Source organism: Limosilactobacillus reuteri, from assembly GCF_020785355.1.
Taxonomy (GTDB): Bacteria; Bacillota; Bacilli; order Lactobacillales; family Lactobacillaceae; genus Limosilactobacillus; species Limosilactobacillus reuteri_I.
Window position 1 is genome coordinate 35,328 of sequence record NZ_JAJGVH010000066.1, and the last position, 19,965, is coordinate 55,292.

Here is a 19,965-nt window from a genome sequence, read left to right on the forward strand (position 1 = left end):
CCTTTGAATAGATTGAATTAACGAGCGTGCAATACCTTTGGACCTTCTGGAGTACCAACAATTACGTCGTTAACTCGATTTAAGAATAAACCAGTTTCAACAATTCCAACCATGTGGATCAATTCGTCGGCTAAGGCCTTAGGATCATCAATTTCGCCAAGGTGAAGGTCAATGATATAGTTATTTTCATCGGTACGGAACTTTTTATCTCCATCCATCCGCCAAGTTGGCTTGTAACCTTTCTTTTCAAGACGGTCAAAGACATGTTGAGAACCGAATGGAATTACTTCAACAGGAAGAGGGAAAGCACCAAGTTTGTGGACAAGTTTACTTTCGTCGACAATCCACATTACTTTATTTGAAGCATTGGCAACGATCTTTTCCCAAAGGAGGGCACCACCGCCACCTTTGATTCCTTGGAAGTCATCACTGATTTCATCGGCCCCGTCAATAGTTAAATCGATGTGGTCAACGTCATCAATATCTTTAATTGTAATTCCAAGATCGCGTGCTTGCTTAGCAGTTCGGTTTGAAGTTGTTACACCGATAATGTCTTTAATCTTACCTTCTTGGACTTGTTTACCAAGTTCATCAACCATATATTTAACAGTTGATCCAGTTCCGAGACCGACAATCATCCCGGATTTAATGTACTTAACTGATTCCTTACCTGTTTGTTCTTTTAATGCATTTTGATCCATTAATATTCCTCCTAATTAAAGCGATCTGCAACTGGCAATAGTTGCTGATATTCTGGATGTAGTTTGAATTGCGCTACCGCATATGGGCACATGAGCTTGACAGTGTATTGTTCTTTTGTTGCATAATCCACAAATTGACGCACTAGTTCAGCTGCAATTCCTTGTCCACGGTAAGTTGGTTGCACAAAAACTCGTTCAACGACAACGTGATCATTTGTATCTGGGACTTTTGGAAAACTAATCTCGCCAACTAAAGGTTCTTGAGCGTCAAAAGCAATGATACGCTGACCATCAACTCGATATTGCATATAAACACATCCTTTCATAATAATTTTCGATAAACTGCTTTTAAAAGTCAAGTTATCAAAGCGATACCATTAACTTATTATCTAGCATATAATAGTATACTGGAATTATTAAGAATAAAACACTATGAGGTGAACGTAATGAAACGTGGATTTAAGATTGTTTCTAGTAAGAAAGACCAAGATATACATTTACCCCAACGCCAAACAACGCGGGCAGCCGGATATGATTTTGAGGCATCAGAAGATTTTGTTCTGCCATCAATTTGGAAAGGCAATTTCTTAAAGGCGCTTTGGCAAATTCATCAACAAAAAAAGCTGACTGATGAAGAGTTTAAGGCTGCTGATTCCTGCTTAAAGCCATACTTAGTACCAACTGGCATCAAAGCCTACATGCAACCTGATGAATTTCTCTTATTAGCTAACCGGTCAAGTGGTCCTTTTAAACGCCGCCTGATTTTACCAAATGGAATCGGCATTGTGGATGCAGACTATTATGATAATGATAGTAATGAAGGGGAAATTTTCTTCCAGCTTATTAACTATGGGTTACGAGATTATCATATAAAAAAGGGAGAACGGATCGGTCAGGGGATTTTTATGCCTTATTTAACTGCTGATAGTGAAGAACAACCAACCGCTAAACGGACTGGCGGCTTTGGTTCAACAAAAGAATAAATAAACTTAGAGAGGAATTAAAGCGATGGCAAAAGTTCGAACACAATATGTTTGCCAAAACTGTGGTTACAACTCACCACGCTACTTAGGCCGGTGTCCAAATTGTGGTGAGTGGAATACTTTAGTAGAAGAACAGGTAGAAGCCAGTTCTGCACCAACAAAAAAAGCAACTACCACCTTAACCGGCTTAGTTGCTAAACCACAGAAAATTAATGAGATTAATAGTACAGAGACTCCCCGCGTTAAAACAAAATTGAATGAGTTAAATCGCGTTTTAGGTGGGGGAATCGTTCCCGGATCACTAATTCTAATTGGTGGGGATCCCGGAATTGGGAAATCCACCCTCCTTTTACAAGTTTCTGGACAATTAAGCGATGAGCATCACCGAGTTTTATATGTGTCTGGAGAAGAAAGCGGGACACAGATTAAAATGCGGGCGGAACGGTTGAAGGTTGCTGGGGATGACTTTTATGTGTATCCAGAAACGAATATGGATAGTATTCGGGATACTATTCGTGACCTCAAGCCAGAGTATGTCGTTATTGATTCCGTGCAAACGATGCAGGCAACTGATGTAAGTTCAGCGATTGGTAGTGTATCGCAAATTCGTGAAGTTACCGCCCAGTTAATGCAGATTGCTAAAAGTAATAACATTACGATTTTTGTTGTTGGTCATGTGACAAAGGGTGGTGCAATCGCCGGTCCAAAGATTTTAGAGCACATGGTTGATACGGTTTTATATTTTGAAGGAGATCTGCACCATACATATCGTATTTTGCGGTCAGTGAAAAATCGATTTGGTTCAACCAACGAGCTTGGTATTTTTGAGATGCATACAAATGGGCTGACGGAAGTAAAAAATCCATCAGAAATCTTTTTAGAGGAACGATTACATGATGCAACTGGTTCAGCGGTGGTTGTTTCATTAGAAGGAACGCGACCGATTTTAGTGGAAATTCAGGCGCTGGTAACACCGACCGTTTATGGAAATGCACAGCGAACTGCTACCGGTTTGAGTCGAAACCGAGTATCATTGATAATGGCAGTATTAGAGAAACGTGCTAACTTAATGCTTCAAAATCAAGATGCTTACTTAAAAGCAGCTGGGGGCGTTAAATTAGATGAGCCAGCGATTGATTTAGCACTTGCGGTAAGCATTGCCTCTAGTTACCGGGATAAAGGTACCCAACCAACTGACGCATTTGTCGGTGAAGTAGGTTTAACTGGGGAAATTCGCCGGGTAAACCGCATTGAACAGCGGGTTGCTGAAGCAGAAAAACTTGGCTTTAAACGGATCTTTATTCCCAAAAATAATTTAAAGGGTTGGAAACCGTCAACTAATATTCAAGTAATTGGTGTCTCAACCCTGAAAGAAGCGTTATATTTAGCGTTGGGGTAAAAATAAATAATTGAAAGGATGAAGCAAATGCGGCGTAGAATGATTACTCTCATTTATATTCTAGTTGGCGCGGCAGTGGGATTTTATTATTTGCCATTATTATGGGGGATTTTGAACATCGCCCTTAATCCGGCATTATTAGTATTTATCGACATTATTATTGGTGCACTTATTTTCTGGCTATTATCACTCCCATTGGCTAGCGGCACTGAAAAGTTGATCCAGCGAATCGAAAAAGAACTAACCAAGCGTAGTCCCGTATACCTTTTCTTTGGGACCTTATTAACGATTATTGGCTTAGTTTTAGCAATTCTTATTTCGATTCCATTGTGGAGAACGAGGATTCCGGTAATTAATAATATTTTGCCGATCCTCTTGATGATTGTCTTTAGTTATTTTGGTTTTCGAATTGGTACGACGCGGTTAGATGATTGGCGCAAAGCATTTACCCATGCCAAAAGTAGTAAAAACGATGGTGGAAATGTAATTGAACGCCAGGATGATAATTACCATCATTATAAAATCTTAGATACGAATATTTTGATTGATGGGCGTATTTATGATTTGGTCAAAACAGGTTTTTTAGAAGGGACATTACTGGTTCCTAACTTTGTTTTATATGAATTGCAATATATCGCTGACTCTGGCGAAAGTATTAAGCGTGTTCGTGGACGCCGTGGCCTTGATATTTTAAATAAGTTACGGAATGAGAAAATTGTCCCAATCGAAATGTATGATGGGGACTTTGAAGATATTCCAGAGGTTGATAGTAAATTAATTGCCCTCGCTAAAAAAGTCGATGGGGTAATTGTGACAAATGATTATAACCTTAATAAAGTAATTCAATTCCAAAACGTTCAAGTACTGAATATTAATAACTTGGCGAAATCATTGCGGCCACGAGTTATCCCGGGCGAAACGATGACGGTTGTTGTTGTGAAAAAAGGGACTGAACGACAACAGGGTGTTGCTTACCTTGATGATGGAACGATGGTGGTTGTTGAAGATGGTCGTTACTTCATGGATAAACAAATTGAAGTTGAAGTAACCAGTGCGCTTCAGACAGACGCTGGTCGAATGATATTTGCCCGTCCGCTTCATTCACAACGAGGAATTGATGAGCACACAGACCATAAAGAAAATCGGAATAATAAAGACAAGAAAAAATAATAAAGAATGGCTGCGAAGAGAGTTTTCTTACTTCCAGCTATTTTTTTAAACAAAAAAAGAAGCAGCTCGGGAAAAAGCTGCTTCTTAGGGAGTATTACGATAATCTTGGGGGAGATTTCGTAAAAAAAGAAAATATTTTTTTCGGTTACTATTGGGAGGAGTAATTGAAAAATAATAGGTTTCATTGATGTAGTAAAGTTCATCTTTACTACGCTATATATAATAACAGTAGAATGTGAAGAAAGTATGACCAAATGGTAAATAATTTTTTGGATACAAATTAATATCATCAGAAATGCTATTCTAATACGGAATGTGGTAAGATTAACTGTACAAATTAATTCTTTATTAATGATTTTTAAGGAGCGGATAGACATGCTAACAATTTACAATACGTTAACAAGAAAAAAAGAAGAATTTAAGCCATTGCATCCAGGCGTTGTTAACATGTATGTCTGTGGTCCGACGGTTTATAATTACATTCATATTGGAAATGCGCGCAGTGCGATCGCCTTTGATACAGTCCGGCGTTATCTTGAATTTAAGGGATATAAAGTAAATTACGTTTCAAACTTTACGGACGTTGACGATAAGATGATTAAGGCGGCAGCCGAGCAAGAGATTACCGTTCCACAATTAGCGGAGAAGTATATCAATGCTTTTATGGAAGATACCGCAGCGATTAATATTGAACCAGCTACTCTTCATCCCCGGGCAACAGAAAACATTACGGAGATCATTAAATTCGTGCAAGGATTAGTGGAGAAAGGATATGCCTACCCTAAAGATGGGGATGTTTATTATCGGGCACGAAAGTTTAACCACTATGGACAGCTTTCTGGGCAATCACTTGATGACCTTGAAGTTGGGGCAAGTGAACATGTTAGTGCGGATGAGGTTAATAAGAAGGAAGATCCGCTTGATTTTGCTTTATGGAAAGCAGCTAAGCCCGGCGAAATTAGTTGGGATTCACCATGGGGAAAAGGTCGTCCGGGATGGCATATCGAATGTTCAGTGATGTCTACTAAGTACTTGGGAAAGACAATTGATATTCATGCGGGGGGACAAGACCTTGAATTCCCTCACCATGAAAATGAGATTGCCCAAAGTGAAGCAGAAACGGGCCAAAAATTTGTTCGTTACTGGATGCATAATGGCTTCGTAACAATTGGAAAAGACAACGAGAAGATGAGTAAGTCTCTCCATAATTTCATTACTGTTCATGAAATTATCAAGGAAGTAGATCCTCAGGTTTTACGTTTCTTTATGGCGACTACTCAATATCGGCGTCCAATTCAATATAGCCAGGCAAACCTAACTGATGCGCAAAATAATCTTAATCACATTCAAACAGCCTTTGATAACTTGACTTATCGTGAACAAGATGCCGATGAGGGAGATGTTCAAGAAGTCACTGATCGGCTTGAGCAATTCCATCACCAATTTGTTACAGCAATGGATGATGACATCAATGTTCAAAACGGGATTGCCACAGTCTACGAATTAGTTAAATATGCAAATGTTTATGCTCAACAAGATAATGTTAGCTTAGGTGCCATTCAAGCAATCAAAAAAGAGCTTGTTGAATTGATGAGTATTTTTGGCGTTAAGCTTGAAGCAAGTGACAATCAAATCAATGATGAAAAGATTAAGCAATTGATTGAAGAACGAAATATAGCACGGAAGAATAAAGATTTTGCGCGAAGTGATGAAATTCGAGACAATCTTAAAAAACAAGGGATTATTCTTGAAGATACTCCTCAAGGAACGCGTTACAAAAAGGAATAGAAAGGATCCTTATGGTACAAGCAGACTATCGACAACTTAATGGAATTGCTTTGGCTTATTTAGGGGATGCAGCTTATGAGGTTTACATTCGTCAGCATCTTTTAACCAAGGGAATTAGCAAACCAACGAAATTGCAGCATATTGCTACCCACTATGTTTCAGCAAAAGCACAGGCGGCTCTCATTGACCTGATGAAAGAAGACAAGTTATTGTCAGATGAAGAATGGTCGTATTTCAAACGTGGCCGAAATGCTAATAGTCATACCCATGCTAAAAATACATCAGTCATGACTTATCGGATTTCCACCGGATTTGAAGCGGTGATGGGTTACCTTAAATTAGCTGGGAAAGAAGAGCGGTTGGCCGAATTGGCGCAATGGTGTATTAAACAAGTAGAAGCGGGGCGAACAGCGCATGAAAAATGAGAATACAGATTTTATTATTGGTCGGCATCCGGCTGTGATGGCACTAAAATCTGACCAAGAAATTAATAAGGTTTTTATTCAGTCGGGGTTAAAGGCCGATGCTATTTCCCAGATTGTTAAACTAGCAAAGGAACGTCACCTAGTAGTGTCAAATGTTCCTAAGAATAAATTGGACTTGATGACTGACCGGCAAAATCACCAGGGGGTTGTGTTAGCTGTAGCTGCCTACCAATATGCAACTATTGATGACCTCTTTGATAACGCGGCTAAGCATGACGAAGATCCATTTTTCCTTATTCTTGATGAACTAGAGGATCCGCATAATTTGGGTTCAATCATGCGAACAGCTGATGCCGCTGGTGTTCATGGTATTATTATTCCACGGCGACGAGCAGTAGGATTGACTTCAGTGGTTGCTAAAACATCTACGGGAGCAATTGAACACGTCCCAGTTGCCCGAGTAACAAACCTGGTTCAAACTGCTAAAGAATTGCAGGAACGAGGCGTTTGGCTGTTTGGTACTGATATGAAAGGAAAAGATTACCGAACATGGGATGCGCATGGTGCCGTCGCTTTGGTTATTGGCAATGAAGGTAAAGGAATTTCATCCTTGTTAAAGAAAACTTGTGATGAAATGCTAACAATTCCAATGGTTGGTCATGTTCAAAGTTTAAATGCGAGTGTGGCGGCAAGTTTATTGATCTACCAAGGCTTCAACTCTCGTCATCCTTTAAAATAATTTTGATTTTATTGCTTTTAAACCTTGATTCGTGCTAACCTAAGTACTGTGTGGAGGTGATAAGTATGTCCCAGAAAAAAGTAGCATTGGAATGTACAAAGTGCGGTGCGCGTAATTATACGATTACCGCTAACCCTCAACGACAAGAACGATTAGAATTACGTAAGTTCTGTAAACATTGCGGTGAATATACTATTCATCGTGAAAGCAGATAGTGGAGGAAAATATGCACTTAATTCGATTTATTAAGAGTGTTAACCACGAAATGAAGCTAGTTGTATGGCCAACAGCTAAAGAGAATCGTCGTGATACGACTATTGTTGTTTCATTGACTCTGTTCTTCGTACTATTCTTTGCTCTGTTTGATTGGTTAATTCAATTAATGATGAAACTCTTTGTTTAACATTAGTAGTCAAATAGAAATTAGTTTGTTATACTAAGTCTAAGGGAACTTCGTAGCTATTACGAAGTTTTTTATTTTACTGAAAAAATGATTTGAATTATGATAGGAGGATTCATCGTGGAATCACATGAAAAACGTTGGTATGTGCTCCATACCTACTCTGGTTACGAAAACCGGGTTAAGAGCAACTTGGAATCACGGGCTCAATCAATGGGAATGGAAGACTACATTTTTCGCGTAGTTGTTCCTGAAGAAGAAGTTCGCCAGGTTAAGGACGGTCAAGCAAAAGAAACAATTGAAAAGACATTCCCAGGCTATGTTTTAGTTGAAATGGTAATGACTGATCAGGCTTGGTACATTGCTCGTAATACTCCCGGCGTAACTGGTTTCTTAGGATCTCACGGTGGTGGTTCCAAGCCAACCCCATTGCTTCCTGAAGAAGTTGATCGGATTATGAAACGGATGGGAACTGAAACAACTGTTAGTGACATTGATGTTAAGGAAGGCGATACTGTAAAAGTTATTGCAGGATCCTTTGCAAATATGACTGCCAAGGTTGTAGAAGTTGATCACGAAAAGCAAAAGATTAAGGCGACCGTTGAAATGTTCGGCCGTGAAACTGCTGCTGAATTAGGCTTTGATCAGATCGATACATTTTAGTTAGTTTAATATTTTGAAAATTATTGAAATAAGTTTAGAATTGTGGTATGTTTTCTAAGTATGCTATTAACATACTGTGGGAGAGGTAAAACTTACTGCCTCATCATGACCACAACACGGACTAAGGAGGTTTTGTCTCGTGGCAAAGAAAGTAGCTAACATTGTCAAGTTGCAAATTCCTGCCGGTGCCGCTACACCAGCTCCACCAGTAGGTCCTGCACTTGGACAAGCAGGTATTAACATTATGGGCTTCACTAAGGAATTCAACGCACGGACTGCAGACCAAAAGGGTATGTTGATCCCAGTTGTAATTACTGTATATGAGGACCGTTCATTCGACTTCATTACTAAGACGCCACCTGCTGCTGTCTTACTAAAGAAGGCCGCTGGTGTTGAACATGGTTCCGGTGAACCTAACACAAACAAGGTTGCTTCAGTAACGAAGGACCAAGTTAAGGAAATCGCTGAAACTAAGATGCAAGATCTAAACGCAGCTGACGTAGAAGCAGCTATGCGCATGATTGAAGGTACTGCTCGTAGCATGGGCTTCACTGTTGAAGACTAATTACTAGCAGTCGGGATGCGCTATGAAAATAGTGCACCCACGTGGGAGGTATAACTCCGTTAGACCACATTTGCAAGGAGGAAAACACAAGATGGCTAAAAAACGTGGTAAGAAGTACCAAGACGCGCTCAAGAAAGTTGACAGCAAGAAAGAATACGCTGTTAAAGACGCTGTCCAATTAGTAAAAGATATTGCCTACGCTAACTTCGACTCTACTATCGAAGTAGCATTTAACTTAAACGTTGATACAAAGCAAGCTGACCAACAATTACGTGGTGCCGTTGTTTTACCAAACGGTACTGGTAAGGATCAAACAGTTATTGTTTTCGCTAATGGTGAAAATGCTAAGGCTGCTCAAGAAGCTGGTGCTGACTTTGTTGGCGACGATGATTTAGTAGAAAAGATTCAAGACGGTTGGCTTGACTTTGATGTTGCAATCGCAACACCAGACATGATGCCTAAGGTAGGTCGTTTAGGACGTGTCCTTGGACCTAAGGGCTTAATGCCAAACCCTAAGACTGGTACTGTTACAATGGACGTAGCTAAGGCTGTTTCTGATGCCAAAGCTGGTCAAGTAACTTACCGGACTGACCGTGATGGTAACGTTGCTGTACCATTCGGTAAGGTTTCATTTGATACTGACAAGTTAGTTGAAAACTTAGCTACCTTAGAAGATATTGTGGCTAAGGCTCGTCCAGCTTCAGTACGTGGAACATACATCAAGCACGCTTCCATTTCTTCAACATTTGGACCAAGTGTTACGCTTGATTTAACTACATTTTAATTTGAATTAATTAAAATTAACAAGACTTTGAGTTTTTTTGCTCAAAGTCTTTTTTATCTTAATTTTTACTTCACAATAGGGATTCCTTGTGCTATATTATTAACCAATGATAAAATGATTAAAAAATAATTAGATTTTATCATTTAAGTTTAAAACTAATTAAGGAGTGACGACAATGACACAATTTAAATATTCAAAGCGTGTTCCAGCAGATGGTACGGATGCGGTTGGTGCAATTTTACAAGCAGCGGCGGATCCTAAGATTATTTCATTTGCTGGGGGATTGCCGGCACCCGAATTGTTTCCTGTTAAAGAAATGAAAGCAGCTGTTGATAAAGTTTTTGAAGAACACGGTCAAGAAGCCATGCAGTATGGGGCAGCGAAGGGAGTCACAGCTTTACGTGAGGTTATCCAACAACATGTAAAGGAAAAGGAAGATGTGGATTCCGAATTAGACAATGTTTTAGTAACAACGGGATCAGAACAAGCCTTAGATTTAGTGGGCAAGGCATTTGTTGACCCGGGTGATACTGTATTAGTTGAACAGCCAACGTACCTCTGTGCTTTAGATGTTTTTCGTTCTTACGGTGCTAATTTTGCGAGTGTTGAGATGGACGAAGATGGGATGAAGATGGATGCTTTAGAAGAAGCACTAAAGGCTAATCCAAATACCAAACTCATCTATACTGTGCCAAATTTCCAAAATCCAACTGGACGAACAATGACTGAAGAACGACGAAAGCAGTTAGCTGAATTAGCAGAAAAATACGATGTATATGTACTAGAAGATAATCCATATGGTGAAATTCGTTTTGCTGGCCAACATGTACCAGCAGTTAAGTCATTTGATAAATCAGGTCATGTCCTTTACATGAGTACATTTTCAAAGACGTTAGCCCCAGGATTTCGTTTAGGATGGTTGGTTGCTGATAAAAATGTAGTTAATAAATTAACGGTTCTTAAGCAATCAGCTGACCTCCATACAGATAACTTAGCTCAATTCGCGGTTGCCCAATTCTTTGCCGATAACGATGTGGATGCCCACGTTAAAGAAATTAGTGCTTTATACGGCAAACGTAAAGATTTGATGCTTGAGGGAATTAAAAAGTATTTCCCAGAAGGAGTTAAATATACGGATCCTGAAGGTGGCATGTTCTTGTGGGTAGAAGTTCCTGGTGTTGATGATACAGTAGAGTTATTTAAGGAATGTCTTGAACATGATGTAGCCTTTGTTCCAGGTGATCCGTTCTTTGCTGGTGAAGTTCAACCTGGTGCTTTCCGTTTGAACTATTCAAATATGAAAGAAGACCAGATCGAAGTTGGTTTGAAACGTTTAGGAGCGGCCTTAACAGCTGCAGTTAATAAGTAATTATTTCAGCCATTAATAAATACAATCCTAATAAAAAACAAAATTAAATGATTGGGAGACTATGGAGCATTTTCCGTAGTCTCTTTTTTATTACCGAAAATGAATTGTGTTAATAAACTTCCTCTGTACTTTGAGTTAATTGTGATTATAATTATATTAATTGCTGAAAAGTTTTAAATATTCGGGTTTCTGGCTATCTAATTGGGATAGTAATAAGCATTATCAAAAATTTTTAAGGGAAAAGGAGTTTTTGATAATGTCAATGATAGATTTCAATAATACAGAAATGGCAGTAGCCGTTATCTTTACTTTAATAATAATGTTTGTAATATCCTTTGCAGTTAGTTTTTTATTTTGGCTGATTTATCACCAAAATATGAAAAAGGGATAATTCTCGATGCTAATCATAATTTTTACGCTTATTTGGGGGATCGCGCTGTTTATATTTTTGGTTTATTCATTGATTAGTCTGCTATTTCGGATGATTTCGTATCCTCGGGACTTTTATCACTTTGCAGGAAACCAGCAACCAGCTAAAATTGACCGTAATTTACAATATTATGTTATTGTTCCATGTTTTAATGAAGCAGCAGTTATTCAACGAACAATCAAATGTTTATTGCGATTTAAGCAATTTGAAATAGTGGTAGTAGACGATGCTAGTAGTGACGATTCAATTAGTCAGATTAAGCAGATTACTAACTCACGGGTCCACCTTTTGCGACGGCATCTTCCTAATGCTCATACAGGCAAGGGGGATGTATTGAATTTTGCCCTAGATTATATTTGTCAGATCACTATCCGACAGCGGGTTCCCTTTGAAAAGGTTATTATTGGCGTAGTGGATGCGGATGCTCAATTAGCTGATAATGCTCTGCAACGATTAAATGCCTATTTTTCCTCGCCAAGGACGAATATTACTCAGATGCGAGTTAAAATGTATCCACATTTTAAAAATTGGCTGCAGATTTTACAAGATATTGAGTTTTTTAGTGTTAATCATATGGCTCAGATCATGCGAATGTATACTAAAACAGTTGGTTTGAGTGGAAATGGCCAGTTCTTCCGGCTTGCACCAATTATTGATAAAATCGGCGCACATCCATGGGGCAATGCGCTCTTAGATGATTACGAACTAACGATAAAAATGATGCTGAAAAAATTGCATGTTGATTATATGACAGATACATATGTTTACCAGGAAGCGTTAACGTCCCCTAAAAGATTTGTTCGACAACGAAGCCGGTGGGTGCAAGGTGATTTAAATTGTCTTAAGTATCTTCCGCAAATTATTAAAAGCCGAGTTTTAAGCAGGACACAGAAACTTGGCATATATTATTTCCTGCTTCAACCATGGCTCGATTTTCTGGCAGATGTTGCGATTATTATTTTAACGACGATTACCCTTACTCACTGGCATAATCTTTATGGTCACTTGACTCTTATGACTTTTTCATTAGTGATGGCTGGCTTGGTAGTCTTTTCGTTATTTTGGGGAATAATATTTGGGATATTTTACTATCGTGATTTAGCCCACTATCATGAACCACCTTTAAAAAAGCATCAATTAGCCTTATTACCGCTTGGACTTTCCTATATGTATGTTATCTTATTTTTTAGTATTATAATGGCTTATTGGCGGTGGAGTTTTCGCCAAAATTCGTGGATAAAAACGGAACATGGAAAAAATGTTTCTTGAATAGCGGGGAGATATGATGAGAAAGATTAAAGTAATGACGGTATTTGGAACTCGTCCAGAGGGAATCAAAATGGGGCCAGTAGTCAAGGCCTTGGAGCAAGATGAGCGCTTTTCATCGGTAGTTGTTTCGACCGGTCAGCATGCTGAAATGCTTCAACAGGTTTTAGCTGTTTTTAAAATAACCCCTGATTATGATTTGAAAATAATGCGTCCTGGACAAACACTAACGGAAATTACAATTGAAACGATGACGAAGCTTGAACCGATTATTCAAAAAGAGCAACCAGATATTGTGCTAGTTCATGGTGATACTAGTTCAGCCTACGCATCAGCTTTGGTTGCCTTTTATAATCGGGTTGCTATTGGTCATGTCGAAGCAGGTTTACGAACATGGGATAAATATTCGCCTTATCCAGAAGAGATGAACCGGCAAATGATTGATGATCTTGCTGATTTATATTTTGCTCCCACTCAAACAAGTGCTAACAATCTCAAAATGGGAAATCATCTGCATGGAATTATAGTGACGGGAAATACTGCCATCGATGCTTTGCGGTATACGATTGATTATTCGTATCATCACCAAGTATTAGACGAAATTGATCCCGACAAGAAGATTATTTTACTTACTATGCATCGGCGAGAAAATTGGGGTAAACCGATGGAAGAAACCTTTAAGGCGATTAAAGAGATTGTGGATCAACGGAATGATATTGACGTTATTTATCCGGTTCATCTGAATCCTAAAGTTCAAGCGGTTGCTAATAAAATTTTTGGAAACGATAATCATTTTCATTTGATTTCGCCATTAGATGTTGTTGATTTTCATAATATTATGAGTAAGTCTTTACTTGTGATGAGTGATTCGGGCGGGGTTCAAGAGGAAGCACCAGCACTTCATAAACCAGTTCTAGTTTTGCGTGATACTACAGAGCGGCCGGAAGGGGTAACTGCTGGAACTCTTAAATTGATCGGTACGCAATTTAATAATGTAACGAAAGAGTTATCGTCCCTATTAAATAGTCCTGAAGAGTATAATAAGATGAGTGAGGCGCAGAATCCTTATGGGGATGGGCATGCAAGTGAACGAATTTTAGATGCTATTGCTAAATGGGTAGCAACTCAAAAAGAATTATAAAAAGTCCCTTTACAGAACTTCAGAGAATATGTTAAACTGTAACAGTTGATTAAATATGACTCTGCCTAAGACTCAGGTGGCGAAAGCCTTAATCAAATGCCTGCCGAGGAAGAAATGAAAGTTCCTTCTCTATGTCTGCGGTCATAGGGATTTTTTTATAAATCCGATCAAAAAAACATTGCAGGAGGTGAAAATTCATGAGTGAAGCAGCTATTGCTAAGAAAGCTGAAATCGTTAAACAAACTACTGATATGCTTAATGCAGCTCAAAGTGCTATCGTTGTAGATTACCGTGGTTTAACTGTTGCGGAAGTTACTGACTTACGTAAGCAACTTCGTGATGCTGGTATCCAAATGTCAGTTATCAAGAACAAGATTCTTGATCGTGCTGTTGAAGGTACTGACTACGAAGATCTTCGTTCTACTTTTGTTGGACCAACTGCTGTTGCCTTCTCTGACGAAGACCCAATTGCTCCAGCTAAGATCTTGAAGAAGTTCGCTGATGACCACGACGCTCTTGAAATCAAGGGTGGTTTCATCGAAAAGAGTGTTAAGACTCTTGACGAAATCAACGAATACGCAAATATGCCAGGTCGCGAAGAACTGTTGTCAATGCTTGCATCTGCATTGCAAGATCCAATGCGGAAGATTGCTCGCGCAGTCAAGGCTATTGCCGACAAGGAAGACGAAGCCGCATAATTGCCGTATATCAATACAATATAAAATTAAAATTAATTACCTAAATATTGGAGGAAATAAACATGGCTTTTGATAAGGATGCTATCATTGCTTCATTAAAGGAAGCATCAATCTCTGACCTTAACGACTTAGTTAAGGCTATCGAAGAAGAATTCGACGTTTCTGCTGCTGCTCCAGTTGCAGTTGCAGGTGCTGCTGGTGGCGACGCTGCTGCTAAGGACAGCTTCACTGTAGAATTAACTGAACCAGGTTCAGCTAAGGTTAAGGTTATTAAGGCTGTTAAGGACATTACTGGTCTTGGTCTTAAGGACGCTAAGGACCTTGTTGATGGTGCTCCATCAGCTATCAAGGAAGACGTTAAGGAAGACGAAGCTAACGACATCAAGGAAAAGCTTGAAGCCGCTGGTGCTACTGTTACCCTTAAGTAGTCTTAAATTATTAAATAAAAAAGAGTTACGAGAAGCAATTTTTCGTAACTCTTTTTTGTTTGGGATCCCCTATAAGATATTCCTTTATAATACGAAAATAGCCCCTACTATTTAATAATGAGGAGCTATTTTATAATGTGTGCAAAAAATCTTAAAAATAGGAAAGTTCAAAAAAGTCAATAGTACTACTTTGCAGGGTGAGTAGTACTATCGTCACTTGTGCGGTAACCAAAGTAGAATTGAATAGCGGCAATCGCAATGTTAACCCAGTTCATAGCAATAAACCAACCGTTGATTGCGCTTGCATCGTGTGATACACCATAATAAACCCAGAAACCGATAACAATTGCACAAACATTGATCCAAGCGAAAGTCTTTTGTAGTATTTGATTATTAAGTTGGAACCACATCCAAATAACATTAATAACAAACCAAATAGCTAAGATCCAAAAAATAACATTAAATAACATGAGATATCCCTCCTTAGGGCCTAGGTAAACGGTAATAAACGCGGAACTGATGAATAGCAACATTCGAAAAAAGTATTACACGGTATGGTTAGCAATTGAAGTTATTTACAATAATTGGCAATGCTTTACTAGTTTTGGGAAAGTTGTTGCTTAGCATCTTCATATCCGTCAACATAGTCACGAAGAGCATGCATCTTACCTTTAATAAACTTATTGGTGACATTAATAATGCGTTGTGGATACTTCCGGAAAGGTTCTAGTGCCTTATAATCCTTAACTGCCTGATCATAACCTTTTTGGTATGCGTTTGTTGCATCTTTTTGGCTATTTGACGTAGGACAATTTTTCTTTTTAAACATAATTATCACCTCTTTTGTTGTCCTACCATGATAGTAACAAGTATATAAATTCAATTCCAATAATATGGTATAAAAATAAAAATATTATACAATAATAAAAATGCTGATTAAAAACTTTTAACCAGCATTTTTATTATTCTTTATTCTTTTTCAGAAGTTCAGTAATTTCTTTAAGGTACATAACTTCTTCACTTGGAGTTTCTGTTTTTTTATCTTCTTTTTTACGGAAAGTGTTGATTGCTTTTACCATTAAGAAAACGACGAAGGAAATAATTAGGAAATTAATGACCGCATTTAGGAAACTTCCGTATTTGAATTGAGCGTCACCGACTGTTAAGACAAGGTTAGATAAGTCAATTCGACCAATAAATAGGCCAATGAGGGGGTTAATAAGGTTATTAACTAAGGATTTTACGATTGATGTAAAAGCTGCACCAACAATTATCCCAACTGCCATGTCAATAACGTTACCGCGGGCAATGAATGTTTTGAATTCTTTTAACATAAAATAGGCCTCCTTCTAGCTCTAGAGGGGAACAACTTCAATTATGATTATATCAAACATAATTATATGCTTAGGGCCTTTATGAGATGACATAAGGAGATTTAATTTATTTTTAAATAATAATTGCATATTATATCAAACCATTATATTATATGACATATAATATTACAGCTAAAAAGGAGGGATAGAATGAAGATTCAAATTACAGCTGACTTACTCGATGGGATGGTCTTAGCAATTCTTGAACACAAAGATTACTATGGGTATGCTTTAACCCAGCGAATGCAATCAGCTATTACCATTTCCGAATCAACAATGTATCCCGTTTTACGCCGGTTAAAAAAAGAAGGTTATTTAATAACTTATGATCAGCCTTACCAGGGGCGAAATCGCCGTTATTATCAAATTACGGAAGCCGGCAAGGAGCATTTACAACGTATTCGTAAGTTATGGACTGATTATAAAAATAGTTTAGATGGTATTTTTTATGGGTTAGGTGAGGGAGAAGATAAAGATGAATGAACGTCAAAAATACATTAATGATTTATCAATATATTTAAGACAATTAACTGATGAAGAACGAAATGATGCCTTAGAATTTTATGACGAATATATTGCCGACGCTGGGCTGGAGACCCGAACAGCGATTGAAGAAAGGTTAGGAACGCCACGACAGTTAAGTCATAAGATATTAGCCGATTATTCAATTAAAGCTAATAATGAGTCGATCAAAGAAGGACATCCTGCTTCGCCTCATTCTAGTTGGCGTGTCTTTTGGTGGGTGCTAGTAGCAATTATTACTTCTCCAATAACGTTTGGGCTAGGAATTGCCGTATTAGCACTATTGTTGGCAGCAGGGGGAGTCGCATTAGGTTTAATCGCTGGAATAATTGTCTTGATCTTTGGAGTTGTTGCTATGGCAATTGTATCTCTTTATGTGGGAATTGGTTTAATTGCGACAAACTTGTTCAGTGGACTATTTTATCTTGGACTAGGAGTGACCCTTATTGGCTTATTCCTTGTTTGTTTGCCTTTAATCTACTGGTTAATTAGAGTTATTGTTCAAGGGATTGCCAACTTTGCTAAGTTCATTTATGCAAAAGTGCAGGCAAGGAGGAAAAAGTAAATGAAAAGAATATTTAAGATAGGAGTAATTGTTTTAATCTTAGGAGTAATCCTCCTCGGAATAGGCTTCTTTAATAATGGTAACAAGGCTGTTTATTTTGAAAACAATCGTCCAGCAATTTTTCATTCTCACACTAAAACAATAAGTACTAATAAAGCTTTTGAACGGATTGATATCTCAGCATCGACAGCTAATGTAATAGTTCGTGAAGGCAAAAAATATCAGATTACTTATTCTGGTATAAGCAAGCATACTCCGGCTGTAACTGTTCATAATAACGTTGCTTCAATTCGCCAAACTGGTGGCTTTCCGCTTGTCTTTAACTTTAATGATTATCAGCCCCACCAAGATTTAATCATTGTGACTATCCCACATGATCAAGCCTTAGCTGGTCGTATTCATTTAGAGAGTGGTGGTCTAACAGTTTCTCAAGTTAAGATGGACAATATTGATGTTAACAGTGGCGCAGGCGAGGTTGAATACCGTCAAGTTACATTACGTGGAGGAAGTACAAAACTCTCGTCAGGTAACTTTACAGGGCATGATTTAACAGTTCAGGGACAATATACTGTTAATAATCATTCTGGTAATAATACGGTCACAAATACAACTGTTGATGGTTATTTCCTAAAGACTGATGCAGGTGATAATGAACTTAATGGTGAAGATAAGGGTGAAGAACCCTTACATCAAAATGATGATGCAGAAAATGTGCTCCGCTTAATAACGCAATCTGGTGATAATGAAGTAAATTAATAAAAGGGGCTGTGACATAAGTCCCTAATAATAAACGGAGTTGGATGAAATCTTCGGATTTCATTCAGCTCCGTTTTCCTTTAAAATATAGATATATTGACAAAAGAAAAAGACATCGACTGACCCTCGATGCCTTCAATACCCTCGAAAGGATATACATAATAATGCAGAATAATTATAACATTAATCAACTTACTTTGGCTATGGCAACTGACTATCAACCTGAAGAAAATCATCCAGCTTATTATATCCATCAACTGGTCGAAAGCTTGGCAATTTCTAAGCCTAATATTATGGGACGACCACGTGAATATGATCCGAGAATGCTTTTGAAATTAGTCCTACTGGCCTATAGTTACGGCATTGTTTCTTGTCGAAAAATCGAAAGATTTGCTCGAGAAAACATTGTCGCAATGTGGTTAAACCAAGAACAACGCCCCACTTATCGAACAATTGCTAGATTTATCGTTTCCAAAGAACTGACAGAAATGATTCAAGCTAGTTTTAAAGATTTCCATGATTATCTTCAAAAGGCTGGATTGATTGATGAGGCTTCTTTTATTGACGGTACTAAAATTCTTGCTAATGCTAATAAGTATTCCTTCGTATGGAAGAAGCGTACTATCAAATATAGTGATTTGAATGTTGTCAAAGCACGAAAGTTAATTAGTGAGATGCATGAGGAAGTCAAAGTAGATGCTAACTTGGACGATTTTCAAATCGATGAATTAGATACTACGATTGCACTGTTAGAACAACGAATTGAAGAACTAAATAAGCGGGTAGAAGAAACCGCTAGGGTTTCGCCTAATCCCGCAAAGCAAGAGCGCCGCCATGCTAAAAAATACCTTCGTGCATTAGATCATTGTCGTCAGAAAAATATCGAGTACAAAGCTCAAGTAGCCACCGCTGGTAAACGTAATAGCTATTCTAAAACTGATCATGATGCAACCTTCATGCGCTTAAAGGAAGATCCAATGCGTAACGGTCAAACAAAACCTGCATATAATCTTCAGATCATGACTAACTCACAGTTCGTACTTGGCTATGATCTCCTACAAAATCCAACTGACACTCGAACACTAATCCCATTTCTTAAACATCTTGATCAAAACGGCGTTTTGGGTAAAGAAATAGTAGCTGATGCTGGCTATGGTTCTGAACGTAATTATAAATATATTGAAGATGAGTTACCTGATTGTACGGCTCTCATTCCCTACAGCACAATGCTTAGAGAGAACAGTCGTAAGTGGAAGTCTGATGATCACAAAGTGATGAATTGGGAATATCATGCTAAGGATGATTATTATATCAATCCGGTTGGTGTTCGCTTTAACTTTAAACGTTACGCTTACCGCAATGATAAGTATGGATTTCACCGTGACTTCAAAGTATATCAAGCAGAAAAATACGATGAAAATCATCAAATTAATCCTAAAGCATTAACGCCACATGGCAATACCAAGTACATCATGGTAAATCCACAATGGGAGTATTTTAAAGCCAAAGCACGAAAGTCGCTTTCAAGTTCCAATACTTATTCACGTCGTAAGTACGATGTTGAAACAGTTTTTGGTAATTTGAAGGCTTATTTGGGATTCACGAGATTCACGGTACGTGGCCTCAAGAAAGTCAAAAAGCAAATTGGAGTCGCCTTAATGGCATTAAATATGAAGAAATTGGCCGGAAGGCCGTCCAATTTCCTAGGTAAAAAATCAAAAAGGAAAGAGCCATTCGAAAATTTTTTCAATTTCCGAATGGCTCTTCTTAATTTAGAGACTTATGTCACAGTCCCTTTTT

25 protein-coding genes, 1 pseudogene and 1 other annotated feature are annotated in these 19,965 nt (G+C 38.2%); of the genes and pseudogenes, 21 read left to right on the plus strand and 5 right to left on the minus strand.

The window, feature by feature from the left end:
* Positions 1-17: 17 nt before the first annotated feature.
* Together rpiA and LMB56_RS03670 are read right to left on the minus strand one after the other, a co-directional pair.
* Positions 18-701, minus strand: a complete 684-nt coding sequence (rpiA, locus tag LMB56_RS03665) for a ribose-5-phosphate isomerase RpiA (protein ID WP_003666281.1) — start codon at positions 699-701, stop codon at positions 18-20.
* Between the two features lie 11 nt (positions 702-712).
* Entirely contained in the window at positions 713-1,009 is a 297-nt protein-coding gene (locus LMB56_RS03670; RefSeq protein WP_229283709.1) for a GNAT family N-acetyltransferase, read from the minus strand.
* A gap of 138 nt (positions 1,010-1,147) precedes the next feature.
* On the opposite strand from LMB56_RS03670, the gene LMB56_RS03675 reads away from it, so the two are divergent.
* From LMB56_RS03675 to rplL, 17 genes are all read left to right on the plus strand, one after another.
* On the plus strand, positions 1,148-1,684 hold the full coding sequence (locus tag LMB56_RS03675) for a dCTP deaminase/dUTPase family protein (protein ID WP_035154966.1): 537 nt from the start codon (positions 1,148-1,150) through the stop codon (positions 1,682-1,684).
* A gap of 25 nt (positions 1,685-1,709) precedes the next feature.
* Complete coding sequence (gene radA, locus LMB56_RS03680; RefSeq protein ID WP_229283712.1) at positions 1,710-3,083, plus strand: DNA repair protein RadA; 1,374 nt, start codon at positions 1,710-1,712, stop codon at positions 3,081-3,083.
* 18 nt (positions 3,084-3,101) lie between these two features.
* On the plus strand, positions 3,102-4,253 hold the full coding sequence (locus LMB56_RS03685; protein WP_003675937.1) for a PIN/TRAM domain-containing protein: 1,152 nt from the start codon (positions 3,102-3,104) through the stop codon (positions 4,251-4,253).
* Positions 4,254-4,628: 375 nt separating this feature from the next.
* On the plus strand, positions 4,629-6,041 hold the full coding sequence (cysS, locus tag LMB56_RS03690; RefSeq protein WP_122480727.1) for a cysteine--tRNA ligase: 1,413 nt from the start codon (positions 4,629-4,631) through the stop codon (positions 6,039-6,041).
* An 11-nt stretch (positions 6,042-6,052) separates the two neighbouring features.
* Positions 6,053-6,466 carry a Mini-ribonuclease 3 gene (locus tag LMB56_RS03695; protein WP_003667341.1) on the plus strand — a complete coding sequence of 138 codons (414 nt, stop codon included), beginning with the start codon at positions 6,053-6,055 and terminating at the stop codon, positions 6,464-6,466.
* Positions 6,456-7,205 carry a 23S rRNA (guanosine(2251)-2'-O)-methyltransferase RlmB gene (gene rlmB / locus LMB56_RS03700; protein ID WP_003667343.1) on the plus strand — a complete coding sequence of 250 codons (750 nt, stop codon included), beginning with the start codon at positions 6,456-6,458 and terminating at the stop codon, positions 7,203-7,205. Before LMB56_RS03695 ends, rlmB begins: the two co-directional genes overlap by 11 nt.
* Positions 7,206-7,270: 65 nt before the next feature.
* Positions 7,271-7,420: a 50S ribosomal protein L33 gene (gene rpmG / locus LMB56_RS03705; RefSeq protein ID WP_003666293.1), complete on the plus strand. Its 150-nt coding sequence runs from the start codon at positions 7,271-7,273 to the stop codon at positions 7,418-7,420.
* A gap of 11 nt (positions 7,421-7,431) precedes the next feature.
* Positions 7,432-7,608, plus strand: coding sequence for a preprotein translocase subunit SecE (gene secE / locus LMB56_RS03710; protein WP_003666294.1), 177 nt, complete (start codon positions 7,432-7,434; stop codon positions 7,606-7,608).
* A gap of 117 nt (positions 7,609-7,725) precedes the next feature.
* Positions 7,726-8,268 carry a transcription termination/antitermination protein NusG gene (nusG, locus tag LMB56_RS03715; protein WP_003666296.1) on the plus strand — a complete coding sequence of 181 codons (543 nt, stop codon included), beginning with the start codon at positions 7,726-7,728 and terminating at the stop codon, positions 8,266-8,268.
* Positions 8,269-8,407: 139 nt separating this feature from the next.
* Positions 8,408-8,833, plus strand: coding sequence for a 50S ribosomal protein L11 (gene rplK / locus LMB56_RS03720; protein ID WP_003666299.1), 426 nt, complete (start codon positions 8,408-8,410; stop codon positions 8,831-8,833).
* A 91-nt stretch (positions 8,834-8,924) separates the two neighbouring features.
* Positions 8,925-9,617 (plus strand): 50S ribosomal protein L1, encoded by a 693-nt coding sequence (rplA, locus tag LMB56_RS03725; RefSeq protein ID WP_003666300.1) that lies wholly within the window; start codon positions 8,925-8,927, stop codon positions 9,615-9,617.
* 175 nt (positions 9,618-9,792) lie between these two features.
* On the plus strand, positions 9,793-10,986 hold the full coding sequence (locus LMB56_RS03730; protein ID WP_122480728.1) for an aminotransferase-like domain-containing protein: 1,194 nt from the start codon (positions 9,793-9,795) through the stop codon (positions 10,984-10,986).
* A 256-nt stretch (positions 10,987-11,242) separates the two neighbouring features.
* Entirely contained in the window at positions 11,243-11,377 is a 135-nt protein-coding gene (locus LMB56_RS10390; protein ID WP_003675926.1) for a hypothetical protein, read from the plus strand.
* Positions 11,378-11,383: 6 nt separating this feature from the next.
* A complete protein-coding gene (locus LMB56_RS03735) occupies positions 11,384-12,685 on the plus strand; it encodes a glycosyltransferase (RefSeq protein ID WP_122480729.1) in 1,302 nt (433 codons plus the stop codon).
* Between the two features lie 16 nt (positions 12,686-12,701).
* Complete coding sequence (gene wecB / locus LMB56_RS03740) at positions 12,702-13,823, plus strand: non-hydrolyzing UDP-N-acetylglucosamine 2-epimerase (protein ID WP_122480730.1); 1,122 nt, start codon at positions 12,702-12,704, stop codon at positions 13,821-13,823.
* 46 nt (positions 13,824-13,869) lie between these two features.
* Positions 13,870-13,988: a sequence feature (ribosomal protein L10 leader region), on the plus strand.
* 32 nt (positions 13,989-14,020) lie between these two features.
* Positions 14,021-14,521, plus strand: a complete 501-nt coding sequence (gene rplJ, locus LMB56_RS03745; RefSeq protein WP_003666309.1) for a 50S ribosomal protein L10 — start codon at positions 14,021-14,023, stop codon at positions 14,519-14,521.
* A gap of 62 nt (positions 14,522-14,583) precedes the next feature.
* Complete coding sequence (rplL, locus tag LMB56_RS03750; protein WP_003666310.1) at positions 14,584-14,949, plus strand: 50S ribosomal protein L7/L12; 366 nt, start codon at positions 14,584-14,586, stop codon at positions 14,947-14,949.
* Between the two features lie 185 nt (positions 14,950-15,134).
* Here rplL and LMB56_RS03755 read toward each other — a convergent pair whose 3' ends face one another.
* The 3 genes from LMB56_RS03755 to mscL all read right to left on the minus strand — a co-directional run bounded on the left by LMB56_RS03755 (position 15,135) and on the right by mscL (position 16,283).
* On the minus strand, positions 15,135-15,419 hold the full coding sequence (locus LMB56_RS03755) for a hypothetical protein (protein ID WP_035154984.1): 285 nt from the start codon (positions 15,417-15,419) through the stop codon (positions 15,135-15,137).
* A 128-nt stretch (positions 15,420-15,547) separates the two neighbouring features.
* Positions 15,548-15,778 (minus strand): hypothetical protein, encoded by a 231-nt coding sequence (locus tag LMB56_RS03760; protein WP_122480731.1) that lies wholly within the window; start codon positions 15,776-15,778, stop codon positions 15,548-15,550.
* Between the two features lie 133 nt (positions 15,779-15,911).
* Positions 15,912-16,283: a large-conductance mechanosensitive channel protein MscL gene (gene mscL, locus LMB56_RS03765; RefSeq protein WP_019253639.1), complete on the minus strand. Its 372-nt coding sequence runs from the start codon at positions 16,281-16,283 to the stop codon at positions 15,912-15,914.
* 189 nt (positions 16,284-16,472) lie between these two features.
* On the opposite strand from mscL, the gene LMB56_RS03770 reads away from it, so the two are divergent.
* The 4 genes and pseudogenes from LMB56_RS03770 to LMB56_RS03785 form a co-directional block, all read left to right on the plus strand.
* Positions 16,473-16,805: a PadR family transcriptional regulator gene (locus LMB56_RS03770; protein ID WP_122480732.1), complete on the plus strand. Its 333-nt coding sequence runs from the start codon at positions 16,473-16,475 to the stop codon at positions 16,803-16,805.
* Positions 16,798-17,409 (plus strand): DUF1700 domain-containing protein, encoded by a 612-nt coding sequence (locus LMB56_RS03775; RefSeq protein WP_122480733.1) that lies wholly within the window; start codon positions 16,798-16,800, stop codon positions 17,407-17,409. The genes LMB56_RS03770 and LMB56_RS03775 overlap by 8 nt, the downstream gene beginning before the upstream one ends.
* Positions 17,410-18,165, plus strand: coding sequence for a DUF4097 family beta strand repeat-containing protein (locus LMB56_RS03780; protein WP_122480734.1), 756 nt, complete (start codon positions 17,410-17,412; stop codon positions 18,163-18,165). It begins immediately after the preceding gene.
* 203 nt (positions 18,166-18,368) lie between these two features.
* Positions 18,369-19,889: pseudogene (locus LMB56_RS03785) on the plus strand (IS1182 family transposase); the annotation flags it as partial.
* Between the last annotated feature and the right edge of the window lie 76 nt (positions 19,890-19,965).